This is a genomic window from [Rhizobium] kunmingense (genome assembly GCF_977018605.1).
The window spans coordinates 777,351-795,076 of sequence record NZ_CDRNXG010000001.1; the positions used below are offsets into that span (position 1 = coordinate 777,351).

The window sequence follows — 17,726 nt, forward strand, 5'->3', positions numbered from 1 at the left end:
GCTCTTCAGGCGTAAGCCTTCAGCGTGTGCTGCTTGAGCGGTTCGGCCAGGATATCCTTGTGCAATTCCGCCAGCGCCTGGAGATAGGGTTGGGCGAAATGCGCGTCGAGCGCGGCCTGGTCCCTCCAGGTCTCGCGGATGAAGAACGTGCCTGGCGCATTGATATCCTCGAGCACGTTGAACTGGATGCAGCCGTCCTCGCGCCGGGTCGGCTCGACGATGGCCAGCGTCGCTTCGCGAAGCTGATCTTCCTTGCCCGGCTTGGCCAGAAAGGCAAAAATGGCTTCAATCATGTGAGAACTCCTGATCGATAAAATATGGCCCGCTGCATGCGAGGCAGAGTAAATGGCGATATCATCGCCCTATCGATCCGAGCCAAAAAGGCGGGCGGGTTCAAGCTACGGCAGGTTGCAATTGCCGCGTCCTGCAGCGCTGCCCTCCCACTTCACGCCTTCTGGCAGTAATGTGCGGTCGTTGCGCTTTCATCCGTCTGGAAATCGCCGGCCTGCGGCGGCGCGATCGGCTTGAACAGGGTTCGGTCCGGCTTCAGGTCGAGAAGCGGCGTGCCATCGAGGCAATCCAGCCCGCGGACGAGAAGCAGATTGCCCTCGACACCTTCAAGTTTGACGATCGAGGTACCGATCGGGTTCGGCCGAACCGGCGAGCGCAGCGAAAACGTGCCATGCACCTTGCCGTTGCTGGCCGGGCTCTGCAGCACAAGGTCCCGGCGCGACTGATGCAGCCAGTAGAGGATTTCCAGCCGCTCGAAAGCCTCGACGCCCGTCAGTGCCGCAACCCATGGCTCATAGATCTCGATCCGGCAAAGCGGGCCGTCATGACGGCCCTGGCGCGGCGTCTCCATGCGCGAGGTCCAGGGGGTCGAAATGCGCCCGATGAAGGTCAGCCCGGCATCGGTCGGCGCAGGCGGCGTCACCTGCACCTCGTTTTCCCGAACTTCGTTTTCGCGCACCATCGGCTTGTCCTCCAGGTTCAGAAAAGCCCGTGAAAGGGCTCTTGCCGAGAGCTACCGCAAACGCATCGATATATCCAACAAAAACCATCGACCGACTTTTCCGGCCAACATGATCGGCCGACGGTCACTTCCCTCCGGCCAAGAGCTTGGATATGGCTCGACCATGTTTCAGCTAGAGCACATCGCCGCATTCGAGCAGATCATCAAGAAGAGCCGCTTTCTGGCCATCGCCGTTCCCGTATCGACCGAAGACGAGGCGAAGGAGGTGCTTGCCGCGCACGGCAATGCGGCCGCAAACCACAATTGCTGGGCGTGGCGGATCGGCGCCGCCTATCGCTTTTCCGACGACGGCGAGCCGAGCGGCACGGCGGGAAAGCCGATCCTCGCGGCCATCGACGGCCAGTCGCTCGACAATGTCGTGGTGATCGTCACACGCTGGTTCGGCGGCATATTGCTGGGCAGCGGCGGGCTGGTGCGCGCCTATGGCGGCACGGCGGCGGCCTGCCTGCGGGCCGCGCCACTTGTCGAACTGAAGCCGACGATCGAGGCCATGGTCGCGATCGAGTTTTCCGATCTTGCCCGCCTCAAGGCCAAACTTCTTTCCATCGACGGCCTGACGATCGCCGAGGAAGCGTTTACCGCGACAGGTGCCGATCTTACCCTGCGGATCCCGGAGGCGGAAATCGCCACCGTCGCGCGACTGGTGTCCGACCTGACAAGCGGCCGGACGGAGCTGATCGTCGACTAGAGCGTTTCCTGGTTAAATTGAAGCGCTCTGCCGGAGCAGGTTTTCGTCAGGGCAAAGGCGATTGGCGAAGGGCATACCCAAAGGTACGGTCGAGCCGATCGCCTTTGATCCTGGCGGAAAGATGCCCGGCCCTTCGGGTTGGCTGAAACGGGCCGGCTGATCGTCCGGCCGGCTTGGCCGTATGCTGAAGCTACGACGCGCGCCTGCCGGACGACCATCCGACTCCGTTTGAGCCAACAGAGCGGTTAAATTTAACCAGGAAACGCTCTAGACCAAAGCGCGCAGCCGTGCTTCAGATCCGCGTGCCGGTCCCAGGCGCCCTGGTTTCGGCCTGCCTTCCGCAAAGCGGTCCCGCTTGCGGAAAACAGGCTATCGCTCACGCCGCCTTGGCGACGTGATATTCCTTGATCGCAACCATCTTGATCGACGGGAAGCGCTCCGACTCGTAGCGCAGCGAGAATGCGTCCTGCGCCAGGAACACCGGATCGCCATCGAGATCGCGGGCAATGTCGCCGCGCTTGACGGTGACGAACTTTTCCAGCTCCGCCTTGTCATCGCAGGAGACCCAGCGGCAGACCGAGAAGCGCGACATTTCGAACGTGACCGGCAGGCTGTATTCCGCCGAAAGCCGCTCTTTAAGAACATCGAGCTGCAATGCGCCGACGACCCCGACGATGGCGGGCGAGCCATCTTCCGGCTGGAACAGCTGCACGACGCCTTCTTCCGCCATCTGCTGCAGCGCTTCCTTCAGCTTCTTTGCCTTCATCGCATCGCCGAGACGCACGCGGCGCAGGATTTCCGGCGAGAAGTTCGGTACGCCCTGGAAGACCAGCGCCTCGCCTTCGGTCAAGGTATCGCCGATCCTGAGCGTGCCGTGGTTCGGAATGCCGACAACATCGCCGGCAAAGGCGGTATCGGCCAGCTGGCGCTGCGAGGCGAAGAAAAATTGCGGCGCGGTTAGGCCGAGCTGCTTGCCGGTGCGCGCCAGACGCGCCTTCATGCCGCGCTCCAGCTTGCCGGAGCAGATTCGGGCAAAGGCGATGCGGTCGCGGTGGTTCGGGTCCATGTTCGCCTGGATCTTGAAGACGAAGGCCGTCATCTTTTCTTCCGCGGCATGGACGGTGCGGATATCGGCCACCTGGTCACGCGGCGGCGGGGCGAAATCGCCCAGCGCATTGATGAGATCGCGGACACCGAAATTGCGCAGCGCCGAACCGAAGAAGACCGGCGTCATGTGGCCTTCGAGAAACGCCTTCCGGTCGAACGGGCGGCAGGCTTCGATTGCGAGGTCGACCTCATCGACGAAGGCGCTGCGCTCGTTTTCCGGCAGGCGATCGGCGACGGCCTGCGGGCCGTTGACCTTTGTCGGCACCACTTCCGTATCCGACCCACGCACCGTGTTTTCCGCCAGATTGTAGGAGCCGCAGAAGCTCTTCGACCGACCGATCGGCCAGGTAATCGGGGCCGTGTCGAGCGCCAGCTTCTCCTCGACCTCGTCAAGGATCTCGAAGATATCGCGGCTCTCGCGGTCCATCTTGTTGACGAAGGTGATGATCGGAATGTCGCGCATGCGGCAGACTTCGAACAGTTTCAGCGTTCGCGGCTCGATGCCCTTGGCGGCGTCGATGACCATGACGGCCGCATCCACCGCCGTCAGCGTGCGATAGGTATCGTCGGCGAAGTCTTCGTGGCCAGGCGTATCGAGAATATTGAAGACATTGCCTTCATATTCGAAAGTCATGACCGAGGTGACGACCGAGATACCGCGCTCGCGCTCGATCTTCATCCAGTCCGAGCGGGTCTGGATACGGTCCTTCTTGGCCTTGACCTCGCCGGCGAGCTGGATTGCGCCGCCGAACAGCAGCAGCTTTTCGGTGAGCGTCGTCTTGCCCGCATCCGGGTGGGCGATGATCGCGAATGTACGGCGGCGAGAAACCGCCTCTGCCAGAGTTTCGGCCATGTTTCAGAAATCCTTCGAGTTGCCGCGTATCTAGCGACTTAGTGGATAACTTTCAATTCGTGTTTGACCCCCACGGCCGCGGGCGGGCTAATGGCGGCATGAACATTCACACGTCCGCCTCGCCCAAACTCCACCTTAAGCGCCTGCCGAACGGCGCCGGGCTCGATCTGCCAAGCTACGAGACGACGGGAGCTGCCGGGATGGACCTGCGCGCCGCAGTCGACGACGGCGATCCCTTGGTTCTTGCGCCCGGCAGCCGCGCCCTGGTGCCGACCGGCTTCATCTTCGAAATTCCGGCCGGTTTCGAGGCGCAGATCCGCCCGCGCTCCGGCCTCGCCTTCCGATACGGTATTACCTGCCTCAACACGCCCGGCACGATCGACAGCGATTATCGCGGCGAGGTAAAGGTTCTGCTCGTCAATCTCGGCGAGGAGGATTTTTCCATCACGCGCGGCATGCGGATCGCCCAGATGGTGGTGGCACCGGTGACGCAGGTCGAGGTTGCCGAAATCACCGAAACGACGGCGACCGGACGCGGCGCCGGCGGCTTCGGCTCGACAGGCGTCTAGAGTATCCGTTTTGATCAAGCCGTTTTTGGCGTCCATTTTTGCTGTTTTCGCAAGAGTGCGTTTGCGAGGACAACGAGCTTTCGCATGATGGCGGTTATCGCGACTTTGGGTGGCTTTCTGGCTTTTCTCAAAGCGTCGTATTTTGCCTTGAGATCGGGATTGAAGCGCGTGGCGACGAGAGCCGGCATGTAGAGCGCCTGTCGGACGATGGCCCGACCGCCGACGATGAAGGCGCGTCCGGTCCATCGCCCGGATTGCCTGTCGCTTGGAGCAAGGCCCGCAAGCTTGCCGGCTGCCTTCTCATCGAGTTCGCCCAGTTCCGGCATCTCGATGAGAAGCGTAAAGGCTGTGATCCTTGACAGCCCAGGTATGGAAACAACGATATCGAAGCGCGTCTTGAGGCTTTCGTCGATCGCAATCTGGTCGGCGATGGCCTGCTCGACCTGGACGAGCTGTGTCTCGATCTGCTTCAGGCGGGCAGCGTTTTGCCGTTTGAGGAGCGGCTGGGTGATGTTCTTGCTCCGGTTCTTCGCAGCCGTTCTGTCTTTCACCAGCGCCAGGCGTGCGGCATGCAACTGCTTGAGTTCGGAGAAAGAAGCAATATCCGGGTGCAAAAGACGCGGGTTTAGCAGCATGCCGAATTGCGCCAGCATCTCGGCATCCGCACGGTCTGTCTTGGCCAGCTTTCCAGTCGCCTGCGCAAACCGTCGCGCCTGACGCGGATTGACCTTGGAAAGCGGCAGCCCCCGGGTGAGCATGAAGCGTTCGAAAGCCTTGTGATAGGCGCCGGTCGGTTCATAGACGATACGCGCGACAGGCGTGTCGCCGATCCAGCCGAGGATGGCGGCAAACCCGGTACGGTCGTTGGTGATGCGCAGCCTGTCGCCATTTGGCCGACGATGCAGATCGATATGGTCTTTCGAGATATCGGCACCGATGGTAATCTCAGTCATCTTTTCCGTCTCCCATGCTTGTCATCCGAGCCAGAAGCTCGGGTATCCGTTCAGGACGATTGGAAAAGATGGGGCGATCACACTTTAGCTCGGCCCGGCATTCAACAGAATGGTGGCCTGCACGTCTCCGATCCATCCCCCATCGCCGGCAAGGGCGGCTACCCGAGCCGGCGCTTCTTTTTCTCACAAGAAGCGGCGATAGTCATAAGACAAGCGTTTCTATTTAAACTCACTCGCTCTGCTGGCTCAAATGGCGCGGGATGGTCGTCCGGCAGGCGCACGTCGTGGCCTTAATCTTAACGCCCAGTCGGCCGGACAATCCGCCGGCCCGTTTCAGCCAACCTTAAGGGCCGGGCATCTTTCCCCCGGAATCAAAGGCGAGCGGCTCGACCGGATATTCGGGTATGCCCTCCGCCAATCGCCTTTGCCCTGACGAAAACCTGCTCCGGCAGAGCGTTTCAAACGGGACAGGAAACGCTCCAGGACACGTCTCGCTCTCCCAGAAACGCTTGCCGTTTTTCAATTGCCTGTTTTGCCCCTGCCTGCCGAAACCGGTGACCATTCCCTAGAGGCGTGGCAGAGCATTTTTCTGTCATGATTTTATCCACGGCAATGCTCTCGCTCTCATTTGCCGCTGGCCGCTACCCGCTACCCCGGGCGCATGGCGTCAGCAGGACTACCGACGATCACCACATGATCGATGGCGCGGCTTTTTCCGGCATGGCTATAGAGACCACACCACCGAACTTGGCTCGGCGACAGCTCCCCGACTGACGCCTGTCAAGGGCTCGTACACCGGCGAAACGAGATTGCGCGAAAAACGGAAACCGAGGCTATTTCTTTGCCTCTTTTCTGCAGGACGGGAACAAGTCCCCTCGCTTAGCGATTGATCGCGCCCTATTTTCCGATCAGACCTCACATGATCACAGGGCTTAGGGAGAAAATGACGATGTCGGACGACAACACGGGCAACCAACAGGCCAAGAAACCTGGCCGCGGCCGGATCTATTCCTCGATCACCGAGACGATCGGCGACACGCCGCTTGTCAGCCTCGACAAGCTGGCGAAGGAAAAGGGCGTGAAGGCCAGGATCCTCGCTAAGCTGGAATTCTTCAACCCGATCGCCTCGGTCAAGGACCGAATCGGCGTGGCGATGATCGAAAGTCTCGAGGCGCAAGGCAAGATCGCACCGGGCAAGACCACGCTGGTTGAGCCGACCTCCGGCAATACCGGCATCGCGCTTGCCTTCGCCGCCGCCGCCAAGGGCTACAAGCTGATCCTGACCATGCCCGAAACGATGTCGATCGAGCGCCGCAAGATGCTGGCGCTGCTCGGTGCCGAGCTGGTGTTGACCGAAGGTCCGAAGGGCATGAAGGGCGCGATCGCCAAGGCCGAGGAACTCGCAGCAACGCTTCCCGACGCGATCATTCCGCAGCAATTCGAAAATCCGGCCAACCCCGAGATCCACCGCAAGACGACCGCCGAAGAAATCTGGAACGACACGGACGGCAAGGTCGACATTTTCATTGCCGGTATCGGCACCGGCGGCACGATCACCGGCGTCGGTCAGGTCTTGAAGGGCCGTAACCCCGAGCTCAAGGTCATCGCCGTCGAGCCGAAAGAATCCCCGGTGCTTTCCGGCGGCGAACCCGGCCCTCACAAGATCCAGGGCATCGGCGCCGGATTTGCGCCGAAAATCCTCGATACGCATATCTATGACGAAGTCGTCACCGTCGCGAGCGCCGATGCATTGGAAACCGCACGCCATGTCGCAAGACTGGAGGGCGTTCCCGTCGGCATTTCCTCAGGTGCGGCACTCAAGGCCGCAATCGAGATCGGCAGCCGCGACGAAAACGCCGGCAAGACAATCGTGGTGATCATTCCCTCGTTTGCGGAGCGCTACCTTTCCACGGCGCTTTTCGAAGGCCTCGGCGAATAGGCAACCATCATGCCGCCGCGATGGCGAGCCGCTCGCTCGCCATCCGGTATGAGATCGCCTCGGCCAGATGCAGGCGGCCGACCGTCTGCTGGCCGTCGAGATCGGCCAGGGTGCGCGCCACCCTCAGCACCCGATGATAGCCACGGGCGGAGAATCTCAGCTTCTCCGCCGCGTCCCTCAGCAATTGCAGGCCAGACGGATCAGGTGCGGCCACCTGTTCGATCAGAGATGTCGAGCAGCGCGCATTGGTGAGCGGACCACGCAGGCCGGCCGTCTCATAGCGGTCCTGCTGCAGCTCCCTTGCGGCAAGGACCCGCTTTGCCACATCCGCACTCGTCTCTGCCGGCGCCGGACGAATGAGGTCGGAGGCGGAGACCGCCGGCACGTCGATACGGATATCGATCCGGTCCATCAGCGGCGCCGAGATACGCCCCTGATACTCGGCAGCGCAGCGTGGCCCGCGGGCGCAGGCGTGACCCGGCTCGCCCGCCATGCCGCAGCGGCACGGGTTCATCGCCGCTATGAGCTGGATGTTGGCCGGATAGGATACCCGGTGATTGGCACGGGCGATGACGCATTCGCCCGTTTCCAGCGGCTGCCGCAATGCATCGAGAACCTGCGGTGAAAATTCCGGAAACTCGTCGAGGAACAGCACGCCATGATGAGCAAGCGACGCCTCGCCGGGCCGTGCCCGGAAACCACCGCCCACGAGTGCCGCCATGGTCGCCGAATGATGCGGCGTGCGATAAGGGCGCCGGTCGGAAAGCTTGCCACCCGAAAGTTGTCCGGCTATCGAGTGGATCATCGACACTTCGAGCAGTTCGGCGGCCGAAAGCGGTGGCAGGATGGACGGAAGACGGGCCGCCAGCATGGATTTTCCCGACCCGGGCGGACCGACGTAAAGCAGATTGTGACCGCCTGCCGCCGCCACTTCGAGCGCCCGCTTGGCACTTTCCTGTCCCTTGATCTCGGCCAGATCCGGCAGGTTGGCCGGTGCTGCGCGAATGGCCGGGTGCGGTCGCGATATCACCTGCGTGCCGCGGAAATGGTTGGCGAGCGCGATCAGGCTGCGTGGCGCGACAATCTCGACATCCGGCCCGGCCCAGGCCGCCTCCGGTCCGCTGTCCGCCGGGCAGATCAGCCCCTTGCCGAGCGCATTGGCGCTGATTGCCGCCGGCAACGCCCCGGCCACAGGCGCCAACGTGCCGTCGAGATTGAGTTCGCCGATGACGACATGATCGGCCACCGCATCGCCGGGAATGGCACCAAGCGCCGCCATCAGGCCGAGCGCGATCGGGAGGTCGAAATGCGAGCCCTCCTTCGGCAGATCCGCCGGCGCCAGATTGATCGTCACCTTCTTGTGCGGCACCGCAAGGCCCGAAGCGTGCAAAGCTGCCTGCACCCGCTCGCGGCTTTCGGCCACCGCCTTGTCCGGCAGGCCGACAATATGCATGCCGACCTTGCCAGGTCCGATCATGACCTGCACGTCGACCGGAACTCCATCAATGCCCTGGAATGCAACCGTACTGACGCGTGAAACCATGCGATCCGCTCCCCGATATCATTTCAGGATGCCGGCTTTCTGCCGATTTACGAGAAACGTCCCTTCGCGCCAGCACAACCATAAGCTGACACAGGCCTGAAATTAAAACAAGAACAAAAATCGAACAAACGGAACAAAAAAACGGGCGCCTCGGCGCCCGTCTATTGGTCCAGATGCGACAAGCATCAGTTCTTCGCTTCGATCGCGTCCCACATCAGGCTCGCGACATCGGCACCGCCGAATTTCTTTACTTCTCGGATGCCGGTCGGCGACGTCACGTTGATTTCGGTCATGTAGTCGCCGATGACGTCGATGCCGACGAAGATGAAACCGCGTTCGCGCAGGGCCGGTCCGATGCGGGCGCAGATTTCCTTTTCGCGCGTCGTCAGTTCGGTCGGCTCGGCGCGACCGCCGACGTGCATGTTGGAGCGGCTGTCGGTTTCGGCCGGAACGCGGTTGATCGCGCCGACGGGCTCGCCGTCGACGAGCAGGATGCGCTTGTCGCCCTTGCGCACGTCCGGCAGATAGGCCTGGGCGATATAGGGCTCGCCGCGATACATCTGGCCGAACATTTCCAGAAGCGAGGTGAAGTTGCGGTCGTCGCGGGTGGAATGGAAGACCCCGGCGCCGCCATTGCCATAGAGCGGCTTGAGGATGATGTCGCCCATTTCCTGGCGGAAGGCGGCGATCTCGGTCGGGTCACGCGAGATCAGCGTTGCCGGCATCAGGTCGGCGAATTCCGTGACGAAGATCTTTTCCGGCGAGTTGCGCACCCAGGCCGGATCGTTGACGACAAGCGTCTTGGGGTGGATGCGTTCCAGAAGATGCGTCGAGGTGATGTAGCCCATGTCGAAGGGCGGGTCTTGGCGCAACAGCACGACGTCCATCTGCGACATGTCCACCCGCTGCTTTTCGCCCAGCGTGAAATGATCGCCGTTGATATCGCGCACCTGCAGCGGCTCGACGGCTGCAAAGATCTTGCCATCGCGCATGGTCAGCCGGTCCGGCGTATAGTGGAACAGCTCATAGCCGCGGGATTGGGCCTCCAAGGTCATTGCGAAGGTGGAATCGCCGGCAATGTTGATGCCGGAAATATGGTCCATCTGGATTGCGACCTTGCGAACATGCGCCATGAGATATGTCCCTGAGTAAGAATGCGCCTCAATTTGGGCCTGCCTGATTTAGGATGGCGATGGCCCGAAAGCAATGCGGCCGGGAACAATCCCGGCCGCATGATAAATGAAGGCCCACACGTCGCCCTTTGGCAATCTGATCTCAGCCGACCGGCTGGGCCGCCGGTGCGGACGCCCCAGCGAGATCCGACGCCGGGGCCGGCGTCTCGATCCGTCTGCCGGTCTCGGCGTTGAAGAAATGCAATCGTGACCGCTCGACCGCCACCTGCATCTGATCTCCGAGTTCGGCTTCCGAAGAGACCGCCACGGTCACCGGCTGATCGCCGATCAGGCCGTGAACGAGGCGCTGCGCTCCCAGTTCCTCGGCATATTCGGTCTTGAACGGCAGCGTGTTCGGTCCGGCTGCAACAAAGCGGACGTCCTCTGCCCGCATGCCGACGGTAACCGCGCCGGATGCCGGCGCGAAGCCGGCAAGGTCGATCATCGCCGGGCCGATCGCTAGCTTGTCGCCATGCAGCTCGCCCTTGACGAGGTTCATGGCCGGCGAGCCGATGAAGCTTGCAACAAAGGTCGAGGCCGGCCTGTGGTAAACTTCGAGCGGTGCGCCGACCTGCTCGATCTGCCCTCCGTTCAACACCACGAGGCGATCGGCGAGCGTCATCGCCTCCAGCTGGTCGTGGGTAACGTAGAGTGACGTCGTGCCGAGACGGCGCTGCAGGCGCTTGATCTCGCCGCGCATGGAAACGCGCAGCTTGGCGTCGAGGTTGGACAGCGGCTCATCGAAGAGGAAGACGGCCGGCTTGCGGACGATGGCGCGGCCCATGGCGACGCGCTGGCGCTGGCCGCCGGAAAGCGCACGCGGCTTGCGGTCGAGATACTGGGTGATCTCCAGCATGCGGGCGGCTTCCGTCACGCGCGCATCGATCTCGGCCTTCGGCGTCTTGCGGTTCTTCAGGCCGTATTCCAGGTTCTGTCGCACCGTCATATGCGGGTAAAGCGCATAGTTCTGGAATACCATGGCGATGTCGCGGTCGGCCGGTTCGGCCTTGTTGACCACCTTATCGCCAATCTTCACCGTGCCTTCCGAAATCGCCTCAAGCCCGGCCACCATGCGCAGCAGCGTGGATTTGCCACAGCCGGACGGGCCGACCAGCACGATGAATTCGCCGTCCTTGATCGCCAGGTTGATGTCCGAGACAGCCCGAACGCCGCCGGTATAGATCTTTCCGACTTTTTCGACGTCGATGGATGCCATTTCACTTCTCCGTTTCTGTCAGGCCGCGGATGAACAGCCGCTGCATGAAAATGACGATCAGGATGGGGGGCAGCATGGCCATGACCGAGCCCGCCATCACATAGTTCCAGGCGATCACACCGTCCTGGGCCGTGACCATGCGCTTCATGCCCATCATCAGCGTGTAGTAACCGGTGTCGGTGGTCACCAGCAGCGGCCACAGATACTGGACCCAGCCGTAGATGAAGAGGATGACGCAGAGCGCGCCGATATTGGTGCGCGAGAGCGGCAGGAGAATATCCCAGAAGAATTTGATCGCGCCCGCGCCATCGACGCGCGCCGCTTCCAGGATCTCGTCAGGCACGGTCATGAAGAACTGGCGGAACAGGAATGTGGCGGTGGCCGAGGCGATCAGCGGGATCGTCAGGCCCGCCCAGGAATTCAGCATGCCGAGATCGGCGACGATCTTGTAGGTCGGCATGATGCGCACCTCGACCGGCAGCATCAGCGTGACGAAGATGATCCAGAAGGCCAGCACCCGGAAGGGGAAGCGGAAATAGACGATCGCGAATGCCGAAGTGATCGAGATCAGGATCTTTCCGACCGTGATGACGAGCGCCATGACCAGCGAATTGAGCGCCATGTGGGAATAGTTCGGCAGGCCGTGGGCGGCCGAGACATTGGTCAGGATCGCCGAATAATTCTCGATGAAATGCGACCCCGGCAGAAGCGGCACCGCACCGGTCAAAAGCGTCTGCAGGTCATGGGTGGAGGCAACCACCGCCACATAGACCGGCAGCGCGACGATGGCGAAGCCGAAAATGAGGAAGGCATGAGTGATAAATGTCAGGAATGGGCGGTTTTCAACCATGGTCGATCCTCAATATTGCACCCGGCGTTCGACATAGCGGAACTGCACGAAGGTCAGGACCATGACGATCAGCATCAGCAGAACCGACTGGGCAGACGACGAACCGAGGTTCAGGCCGATGAAGCCGTCCTGATAGACCTTGTAGACCATGATGTTGGTCGACTGGGCGGGGCCGCCCGAGGTCGTCGCATCGACGATCGGAAACGTGTCGAACATGGCGTAGTTCACGTTGATGATGAACAGGAAGAATGTGGTGGGCGAAAGCAGCGGCAGCGCGATGGTGAAGAAGCGCTTCACCGGGCCTGCGCCATCGATCGCGCCCGCTTCCATCAGCGCATGCGGAACCGATTGCAGGCCGGCGAGGAAGAACAGGAAATTGTAGGAAATCTGCTTCCACGCGGCGGCGATGATGATCAGGATCATCGCATGGGTACCGTTCAGGTCATGGTTCCAGTTGATGCCGAATTGCGACAGGAAATACGGCATGATGCCGGTCGAGGTGTTGAACAGGAACCACCAGAGAACGCCGGCAATGACCGGAGCGACCGCATAGGGCCAGACCAGCAGGGTCGTGTAGATGCGCGAGGTGCGGTTCAACCGGTCGACGGCGGCGGCAAAGGCCAGGCCGAGCCCCATCGACAGAACGGTGACGGCAACGGCGAAGACGCCGGTTCGCAGAAGGCTGTCGAGATAGTTCGGATCGGCCAGAAGCCGCTTGTAGTGGGTCAGCCCGACGAACACGGTCGAGAAGCCGAACGGATCTTCGCGTTCGACGGAGGATTTTACCGCCTGCGCAGCGGGCCAGATGAAGAACACCAGGGTGATGATCAGCTGTGGCGCCAATAGAAGATAGGGCAGCAGCCTGTTGTTGAAGGTCGTTCGTTTGGTATCCATGGGGTCTCCACCGGGTTTGCCGGAAAGCAGATGGAGGCCGGCTTTCGCCGGCCTCCGAGTGTCACCGATCAAAAAGGATCAGTTGGAGTTTGCAGCCTGGAACTCGCGCAGGATGCCGTTGCCACGCTCAACCGCGCTGTCGAGAGCCTGCTTGGCATCCTTCTGGCCGGAGAGAAGCGACTGGAATTCCTCGTCCACGACGGTGCGGACCTGGGCGAAATTGCCGAAGCGGACGCCCTTGGAATTGGCCGACGGGGTACCGCGCATGATCTGCTTGATCGAAACGTCGGAACCGGGGTTCTTCTCGTAGTAACCCTGGCTCTGGCCAAGCTCGTAGGCAGCATTGGTGATCGGCAGATAACCGGTGAACTGGTGCCAGTCGGCCTGGACTTCCGGCTGCGACAGGTAGGAGAAGAACTTTGCGACGCCCTTGTAGGTCGCATCGTCCTTGCCGTTCAGGACCCAGAGGGTCGCGCCGCCGATGATGGAGTTTTTCGGCTCCTTGGTCTCGTCGTCGTAGTAGGGAAGCGGCGCAAAGCCCGGCGTGAAGTTCTTGGCGTTGCCGATGACGCCGGCGCGGCCAGCCGACGAGTTCATCGTGATGGCGCATTCCTGAGCGTAGAACATGGTCGCCGCCTGATCGCCACCGACCGGACCGCCATACTTGAAGAGGCCTTCATCCTGCCACTTCTTCAGGTTGGCCCAATGCTTTACCTGCAGGTCGCCATTGAACTGGAACTCGGTGTCGAAACCGCCAAAACCGTTTTCGAGCGAGCCGAACGGCTTGTCATGGATGGCCGACAGGTTTTCGGTCTGGACCCAGGTGATCCAGGCGGAGGTGAAGCCGCACTTGGCAGCGCCGGAGGAGACGATCTTCTTGGAGAATTCCTCGACTTCGGCCCAGGTCTTCGGCGCGACTTCCGGGTCAAGGCCGGCTTTCTTGAAGACGTCCTTGTTGTAATACATGATCGGCGTCGACGAGTTGAAGGGCAGCGACAGGATGTTGCCCTCGGTGTCGGAATAATAGCCGGTTACCGGGCCGAGGAAGGTCTTCGTGTCGAAGGCTTCACCCTGGTCGGCCATCAGCTTGTAGACCGGATAGACGGCGCCCTTGGCGGCCATCATCGTGCCGGTACCGACTTCGAAGACCTGTACGATTGCCGGCTGCTGGTTGGCGCGGAATGCTGCGATGGCGGCGTTCAGCGTCTCGGGATAGGTCCCCTTGTAGACCGGGGTGACCTTGTATTCGGTCTGGCTTTCATTGAATTTCTGGGCGACTTCCTCGAGCTTCTTGCCAAGCTCCCCACCCATTGCATGCCACCAGGTGACTTCGGTTGCGGCCAGCGACGTGGTTGCAGACAGAGCCACCACAGCGGCCGCGAAAGATAGCGTTTTGAACATTGTTGAGCTCCTCGCCCACCTGAACGTGGGGTGAGGATGGCCATAAGGTCGCCCCGTGACATGACCTTAACAGTTTTGTTTCAATTCCATGACAGTGCACGGCTTTGCAAAAACTTCACGGCATCGTCAAAAAGCATCCGGGAAATGCCGGGGAAGCCGGCCAGGCAGGACGGCGACGACATCATAACGCGATGAAAGCGAGTGGGCATCGCGGCGGCGCGACAGCCAGATCTCGCTTGCCGCCCTGATCCGCCGCTGGGCTTCATAGCTCACAGCATCGATAGCATCGGATTCGCGGGTCCGCGCCTTGACCTCGATGAAGGCTACAAGCGTGCCCTTTCGGGCGATGAGATCGATCTCGCCCACTTTGGTGCGATAGCGGAATGCGAGAATGCGGTAGCCTTTGAGGAAAAGACAGGCAGCAGCGAGATATTCGGAGACATGGCCGCGCCGCTCCGCCTTTCTTCGCTTTTGCCGATCAATTCCTGTCGCCATCTCCATCCTTCATCGTGACGAGACGCTGGTAGAGATCGCGCTTGGCAAGACCGGTGAGGCGCGCGGCCTCGGCTGCCGCCTTCGAGGCCGGCATGGATGCCGCAAGCTCACCGAGCAAAGCATCGACATCGACGGCCGTCGGCACCTCGTCTGCCGCCGGCGGACCGACGAGAAAGACGATCTCCCCCTTGACGGTGCGATCCGCGAAGGCTTCCGCCAGCTCGCCGAGCGTGCCGCGGCTGACTTCCTCGAAGGCTTTGGTCAGTTCGCGCCCGACACAGGCGGCGCGCGTGGCACCCAGAACGTCGGCGGCAGCGGCAAGCGTCGCGGTGATGCGGTGCGGGCTTTCGAAAAAGATCAGCGTCGCCGGGATCTTCGACAGTTCCGCCAGCCGGTCGCGCTTGGCCTTGTCCTTTGCCGGCAGGAAGCCGGTAAACAGGAAGGCATCATTGGGCAGGCCGGAGGCGACCAGTGCGGCGAGCGGTGCGGAGGCGCCGGGAATGGGGACGACCCGATATCCGGCCGCGATCGCCAGCTGGCCGAGACGATAGCCGGGGTCCGACACGAGCGGCGTGCCGGCATCGGAGACGAGCGCCACCGACTTGCCCTCCGCAAGCGCCGCCAGAAGACGCGGCCCCATCTCGTCGGCATTGTACTCGTGATAGGCGTAGGGCTTGTTGGCGATGCCGAAGCGATCGAGCAGTACGCGGGTGACGCGGGTATCCTCGCAGGCCAGCACATCGGCACCGGCAAGCGTTTCCAGCGCCCGCAACGTGATGTCGCCGAGATTGCCGATCGGGGTGGCGACCAGATAGAGCGCCGGCTCCAGCGGCCGCGACGGTACGAATGTATTGGCTACGCGGTAGCCGCGGGTCGCTTCAGAAGGTCCGGCCAAGGGCTTTGCAATTCGATTGGATGATCATCGCCCTTTATGCGCAAGGCGGCGAGCGCCCGCAAGCGCGCGGGCCCCAAGTTTTCTGTGTGCAGCTTAACCTCAGTATCGAAATGACGCAGGCGTCAGCGCTTCTGCTCTTGCCTTCAAAGCCCGATCTCTGCCAAGTTGCCCGTCCACTTAATGCGGCTCTCATCGAGCCGAAGAATATCAGGCGACCCGCCTTGCGGGACGCCCAGGTCGAAAGCGGTTGAGTCCATGCGTATTACTCTCGAGCGGTCCAATCTTCTGAAATCGTTGAGCCACGTTCACCGCGTGGTAGAACGCCGCAACACAATCCCGATCCTCTCCAACGTCCTGATGCGCGCTTCCGGCGCCAATGTCGAGTTGAAGGCAACCGACCTCGACCTGGAGATCACCGAAAGCGTTCCGGCCATGGTCGAGACCGCCGGCGCAACGACGGTTCCCGCCCACCTTCTCTATGAAATCGTCCGCAAGCTGCCGGATGGTTCCGAAGTGCTGCTGGCGACGACACCGGACGGCGGAACGATGACGGTGCAGTCCGGCCGCTCCAAGTTCTCGCTGCAGTGCCTGCCGGAAACAGACTTCCCGGATCTGACCGCCGGCTCTTTCAGCCATACGTTCAAGCTGAAGGCGACCGACCTCAAGATGCTGATCGATCGCACCCAGTTCGCGATCTCGACCGAGGAAACCCGCTATTACCTGAACGGCATCTTCTTCCACACGATCGAGGCCGGCGGCGACCTGAAGCTGCGCGCCGTTGCCACCGATGGTCACCGTCTGGCGCGCGCCGATGTCGAGGCGCCTTCGGGTTCTGAAGGCATGCCGGGCATCATCATTCCGCGCAAGACGGTCGGCGAACTGCAGAAACTCGTCGATGACCCGGAAGCCCTGGTCACGGTAGAAGTGTCCGACGCCAAGATCCGCCTGTCGATCGCCGACATCATCATGACATCGAAGCTGATCGACGGCACGTTCCCGGATTACCAGCGCGTCATCCCGACCGGCAACGACAAGGAAATGCGCGTCGATTGCCAGACCTTCGCCAAGGCCGTCGACCGCGTCTCGACCATTTCTTCGGAGCGCGGCCGCGCGGTCAAGCTGTCGCTGACCGAAGGCCAGCTAATGCTGACGGTCAACAACCCGGATTCGGGCAGCGCCACGGAGGAAGTCGCGGTCGGTTATGAAAACGACGCGATGGAAATCGGTTTCAACGCCAAATACCTGCTCGACATCACTTCGCAGCTTTCCGGCGACGATGCGATCTTCATGCTGGCGGATGCCGGGTCTCCCACCCTCGTCCGCGACACGGCGGGCGACGATGCGCTCTACGTGTTGATGCCGATGCGCGTATAAAACCAATCAGGCGGCCGGGAATTCCGAGCCGCCTTTTTTATGCCGTTTTCCGATTGCGACATTCTTGCTGACTTTTGCGTCATACGTCTTGATCCTGCCGGATGGACGACCAGATAGACAGATAACAATAGAGAGGGTGACCAGATGGAATTACGCTTGAAGGAACGGCTCGGCCGCAAGTTCGACGAGGAAATCCGTTTCTTCAAAGGCTGGATGGATGGCCCTAAAAGCGTCGGCGCGATCTGCCCCACCTCCTCCATCACCGCCAAGCGCATGGCGAGCGTCATCGATACATCCTCCGGCCTTCCGGTCCTCGAACTCGGTCCCGGCACCGGCGTCATCACCAAGGCGATCCTGGAACGCGGCGTTGCACCGGAAAATCTCGTCTCCGTCGAGTATTCGACGGATTTCTACCAGAACCTGATCAAGACCTATCACGGCGTCCATTTCATCAATGGCGATGCGTTCGATCTCAGCCGCACGCTCGGCGAGAAGAATTCGGTGATCTTCGACAGCGTGGTCTGTGCCATCCCGCTGCTGAGCTTTCCGATGGAAAGCCGCATCGCGCTTCTGGAAGACCTGCTCAACCGGATGCCGGCCGGCCGGCCCGTCATCCAGATCACCTATGGCCCGGTCTCGCCGATCATCGCCAACCCGGACCGCTACAAGATCAAGCATTACGACTTCGTCGTGCGCAACATCCCGCCGGCGCAGCTGTGGACCTACACCCGCCCCTGATCTTTC

17 protein-coding genes are annotated in these 17,726 nt (G+C 61.5%); 5 read left to right on the plus strand and 12 right to left on the minus strand.

Going from position 1 to position 17,726, the window contains the following annotated elements; genetic code table 11:
* Positions 1 to 5: 5 nt before the first annotated feature.
* Together AC0JZ4_RS03930 and tsaA are read right to left on the minus strand one after the other, a co-directional pair.
* Positions 6 to 293 carry a putative quinol monooxygenase gene (locus AC0JZ4_RS03930; RefSeq protein WP_471885138.1) on the minus strand — a complete coding sequence of 96 codons (288 nt, stop codon included), beginning with the start codon at positions 291 to 293 and terminating at the stop codon, positions 6 to 8.
* 152 nt (positions 294 to 445) lie between these two features.
* Positions 446 to 973 carry a tRNA (N6-threonylcarbamoyladenosine(37)-N6)-methyltransferase TrmO gene (gene tsaA / locus AC0JZ4_RS03935; protein WP_471885139.1) on the minus strand — a complete coding sequence of 176 codons (528 nt, stop codon included), beginning with the start codon at positions 971 to 973 and terminating at the stop codon, positions 446 to 448.
* Positions 974 to 1,136: 163 nt separating this feature from the next.
* Here tsaA and AC0JZ4_RS03940 point away from each other — a divergent pair, with 163 nt between their 5' ends.
* Complete coding sequence (locus AC0JZ4_RS03940; RefSeq protein WP_471885140.1) at positions 1,137 to 1,721, plus strand: IMPACT family protein; 585 nt, start codon at positions 1,137 to 1,139, stop codon at positions 1,719 to 1,721.
* A 376-nt stretch (positions 1,722 to 2,097) separates the two neighbouring features.
* On the opposite strand, the gene AC0JZ4_RS03945 is transcribed toward AC0JZ4_RS03940, so the two are convergent.
* Positions 2,098 to 3,681, minus strand: coding sequence for a peptide chain release factor 3 (locus AC0JZ4_RS03945; protein ID WP_471885141.1), 1,584 nt, complete (start codon positions 3,679 to 3,681; stop codon positions 2,098 to 2,100).
* A gap of 98 nt (positions 3,682 to 3,779) precedes the next feature.
* On the opposite strand from AC0JZ4_RS03945, the gene dut reads away from it, so the two are divergent.
* Positions 3,780 to 4,250 carry a dUTP diphosphatase gene (dut, locus tag AC0JZ4_RS03950; protein ID WP_471885142.1) on the plus strand — a complete coding sequence of 157 codons (471 nt, stop codon included), beginning with the start codon at positions 3,780 to 3,782 and terminating at the stop codon, positions 4,248 to 4,250.
* A 14-nt stretch (positions 4,251 to 4,264) separates the two neighbouring features.
* Here the strand turns inward: dut and AC0JZ4_RS03955 are convergent, their stop codons facing one another.
* Positions 4,265 to 5,203 (minus strand): IS110 family RNA-guided transposase, encoded by a 939-nt coding sequence (locus tag AC0JZ4_RS03955; protein WP_471885143.1) that lies wholly within the window; start codon positions 5,201 to 5,203, stop codon positions 4,265 to 4,267.
* 949 nt (positions 5,204 to 6,152) lie between these two features.
* Here AC0JZ4_RS03955 and cysK point away from each other — a divergent pair.
* On the plus strand, positions 6,153 to 7,142 hold the full coding sequence (gene cysK, locus AC0JZ4_RS03960) for a cysteine synthase A (RefSeq protein ID WP_471885144.1): 990 nt from the start codon (positions 6,153 to 6,155) through the stop codon (positions 7,140 to 7,142).
* A gap of 7 nt (positions 7,143 to 7,149) precedes the next feature.
* On the opposite strand, the gene AC0JZ4_RS03965 is transcribed toward cysK, so the two are convergent.
* The 8 genes from AC0JZ4_RS03965 to rsmI form a co-directional block, all read right to left on the minus strand.
* Positions 7,150 to 8,685, minus strand: a complete 1,536-nt coding sequence (locus AC0JZ4_RS03965; protein ID WP_471885145.1) for a YifB family Mg chelatase-like AAA ATPase — start codon at positions 8,683 to 8,685, stop codon at positions 7,150 to 7,152.
* Positions 8,686 to 8,870: 185 nt separating this feature from the next.
* Positions 8,871 to 9,818 (minus strand): glutathione synthase, encoded by a 948-nt coding sequence (gene gshB, locus AC0JZ4_RS03970; protein WP_471885146.1) that lies wholly within the window; start codon positions 9,816 to 9,818, stop codon positions 8,871 to 8,873.
* Between the two features lie 142 nt (positions 9,819 to 9,960).
* Positions 9,961 to 11,073: a sn-glycerol-3-phosphate import ATP-binding protein UgpC gene (locus AC0JZ4_RS03975; protein ID WP_471885147.1), complete on the minus strand. Its 1,113-nt coding sequence runs from the start codon at positions 11,071 to 11,073 to the stop codon at positions 9,961 to 9,963.
* A 1-nt stretch (position 11,074) separates the two neighbouring features.
* Positions 11,075 to 11,923, minus strand: coding sequence for a sn-glycerol-3-phosphate ABC transporter permease UgpE (gene ugpE, locus AC0JZ4_RS03980; protein ID WP_471885148.1), 849 nt, complete (start codon positions 11,921 to 11,923; stop codon positions 11,075 to 11,077).
* Positions 11,924 to 11,932: 9 nt separating this feature from the next.
* Positions 11,933 to 12,817: a sn-glycerol-3-phosphate ABC transporter permease UgpA gene (ugpA, locus tag AC0JZ4_RS03985; protein ID WP_471885149.1), complete on the minus strand. Its 885-nt coding sequence runs from the start codon at positions 12,815 to 12,817 to the stop codon at positions 11,933 to 11,935.
* A 78-nt stretch (positions 12,818 to 12,895) separates the two neighbouring features.
* A complete protein-coding gene (ugpB, locus tag AC0JZ4_RS03990; RefSeq protein ID WP_471885150.1) occupies positions 12,896 to 14,218 on the minus strand; it encodes a sn-glycerol-3-phosphate ABC transporter substrate-binding protein UgpB in 1,323 nt (440 codons plus the stop codon).
* 126 nt (positions 14,219 to 14,344) lie between these two features.
* Entirely contained in the window at positions 14,345 to 14,713 is a 369-nt protein-coding gene (locus AC0JZ4_RS03995; RefSeq protein WP_471885151.1) for a YraN family protein, read from the minus strand.
* The gene (gene rsmI, locus AC0JZ4_RS04000) at positions 14,697 to 15,608 is read right to left on the minus strand and encodes a 16S rRNA (cytidine(1402)-2'-O)-methyltransferase (RefSeq protein WP_471885152.1); all 912 of its coding nucleotides are present in this window, start codon (positions 15,606 to 15,608) and stop codon (positions 14,697 to 14,699) included. Before rsmI ends, AC0JZ4_RS03995 begins: the two co-directional genes overlap by 17 nt.
* Positions 15,609 to 15,863: 255 nt before the next feature.
* Between rsmI and dnaN the strand changes: the two genes are divergently transcribed.
* Entirely contained in the window at positions 15,864 to 16,982 is a 1,119-nt protein-coding gene (dnaN, locus tag AC0JZ4_RS04005; RefSeq protein ID WP_471885153.1) for a DNA polymerase III subunit beta, read from the plus strand.
* A gap of 144 nt (positions 16,983 to 17,126) precedes the next feature.
* Positions 17,127 to 17,720 carry a phospholipid N-methyltransferase PmtA gene (gene pmtA / locus AC0JZ4_RS04010; protein WP_471885154.1) on the plus strand — a complete coding sequence of 198 codons (594 nt, stop codon included), beginning with the start codon at positions 17,127 to 17,129 and terminating at the stop codon, positions 17,718 to 17,720.
* Positions 17,721 to 17,726: the final 6 nt, after the last annotated feature.

Excerpts from the sequence above, each read along its gene's own strand:
- AC0JZ4_RS03965 (WP_471885145.1), bottom strand. The coding sequence starts at position 8,685 with ATGGTTTCACGCGTCAGTACGGTTGCATTCCAGGGCATTGATGGAGTT.
- tsaA (WP_471885139.1), bottom strand. The coding sequence starts at position 973 with ATGGTGCGCGAAAACGAAGTTCGGGAAAACGAGGTGCAGGTGACGCCG.
- cysK (WP_471885144.1), top strand. The coding sequence starts at position 6,153 with ATGTCGGACGACAACACGGGCAACCAACAGGCCAAGAAACCTGGCCGC.
- AC0JZ4_RS03945 (WP_471885141.1), bottom strand. The coding sequence starts at position 3,681 with ATGGCCGAAACTCTGGCAGAGGCGGTTTCTCGCCGCCGTACATTCGCG.
- AC0JZ4_RS03930 (WP_471885138.1), bottom strand. The coding sequence starts at position 293 with ATGATTGAAGCCATTTTTGCCTTTCTGGCCAAGCCGGGCAAGGAAGAT.
- ugpA (WP_471885149.1), bottom strand. The coding sequence starts at position 12,817 with ATGGATACCAAACGAACGACCTTCAACAACAGGCTGCTGCCCTATCTT.
- gshB (WP_471885146.1), bottom strand. The coding sequence starts at position 9,818 with ATGGCGCATGTTCGCAAGGTCGCAATCCAGATGGACCATATTTCCGGC.
- ugpE (WP_471885148.1), bottom strand. The coding sequence starts at position 11,923 with ATGGTTGAAAACCGCCCATTCCTGACATTTATCACTCATGCCTTCCTC.
- AC0JZ4_RS03940 (WP_471885140.1), top strand. The coding sequence starts at position 1,137 with ATGTTTCAGCTAGAGCACATCGCCGCATTCGAGCAGATCATCAAGAAG.
- dut (WP_471885142.1), top strand. The coding sequence starts at position 3,780 with ATGAACATTCACACGTCCGCCTCGCCCAAACTCCACCTTAAGCGCCTG.
- dnaN (WP_471885153.1), top strand. The coding sequence starts at position 15,864 with ATGCGTATTACTCTCGAGCGGTCCAATCTTCTGAAATCGTTGAGCCAC.
- AC0JZ4_RS03975 (WP_471885147.1), bottom strand. The coding sequence starts at position 11,073 with ATGGCATCCATCGACGTCGAAAAAGTCGGAAAGATCTATACCGGCGGC.
- pmtA (WP_471885154.1), top strand. The coding sequence starts at position 17,127 with ATGGAATTACGCTTGAAGGAACGGCTCGGCCGCAAGTTCGACGAGGAA.
- AC0JZ4_RS03995 (WP_471885151.1), bottom strand. The coding sequence starts at position 14,713 with ATGGCGACAGGAATTGATCGGCAAAAGCGAAGAAAGGCGGAGCGGCGC.
- AC0JZ4_RS03955 (WP_471885143.1), bottom strand. The coding sequence starts at position 5,203 with ATGACTGAGATTACCATCGGTGCCGATATCTCGAAAGACCATATCGAT.
- ugpB (WP_471885150.1), bottom strand. The coding sequence starts at position 14,218 with ATGTTCAAAACGCTATCTTTCGCGGCCGCTGTGGTGGCTCTGTCTGCA.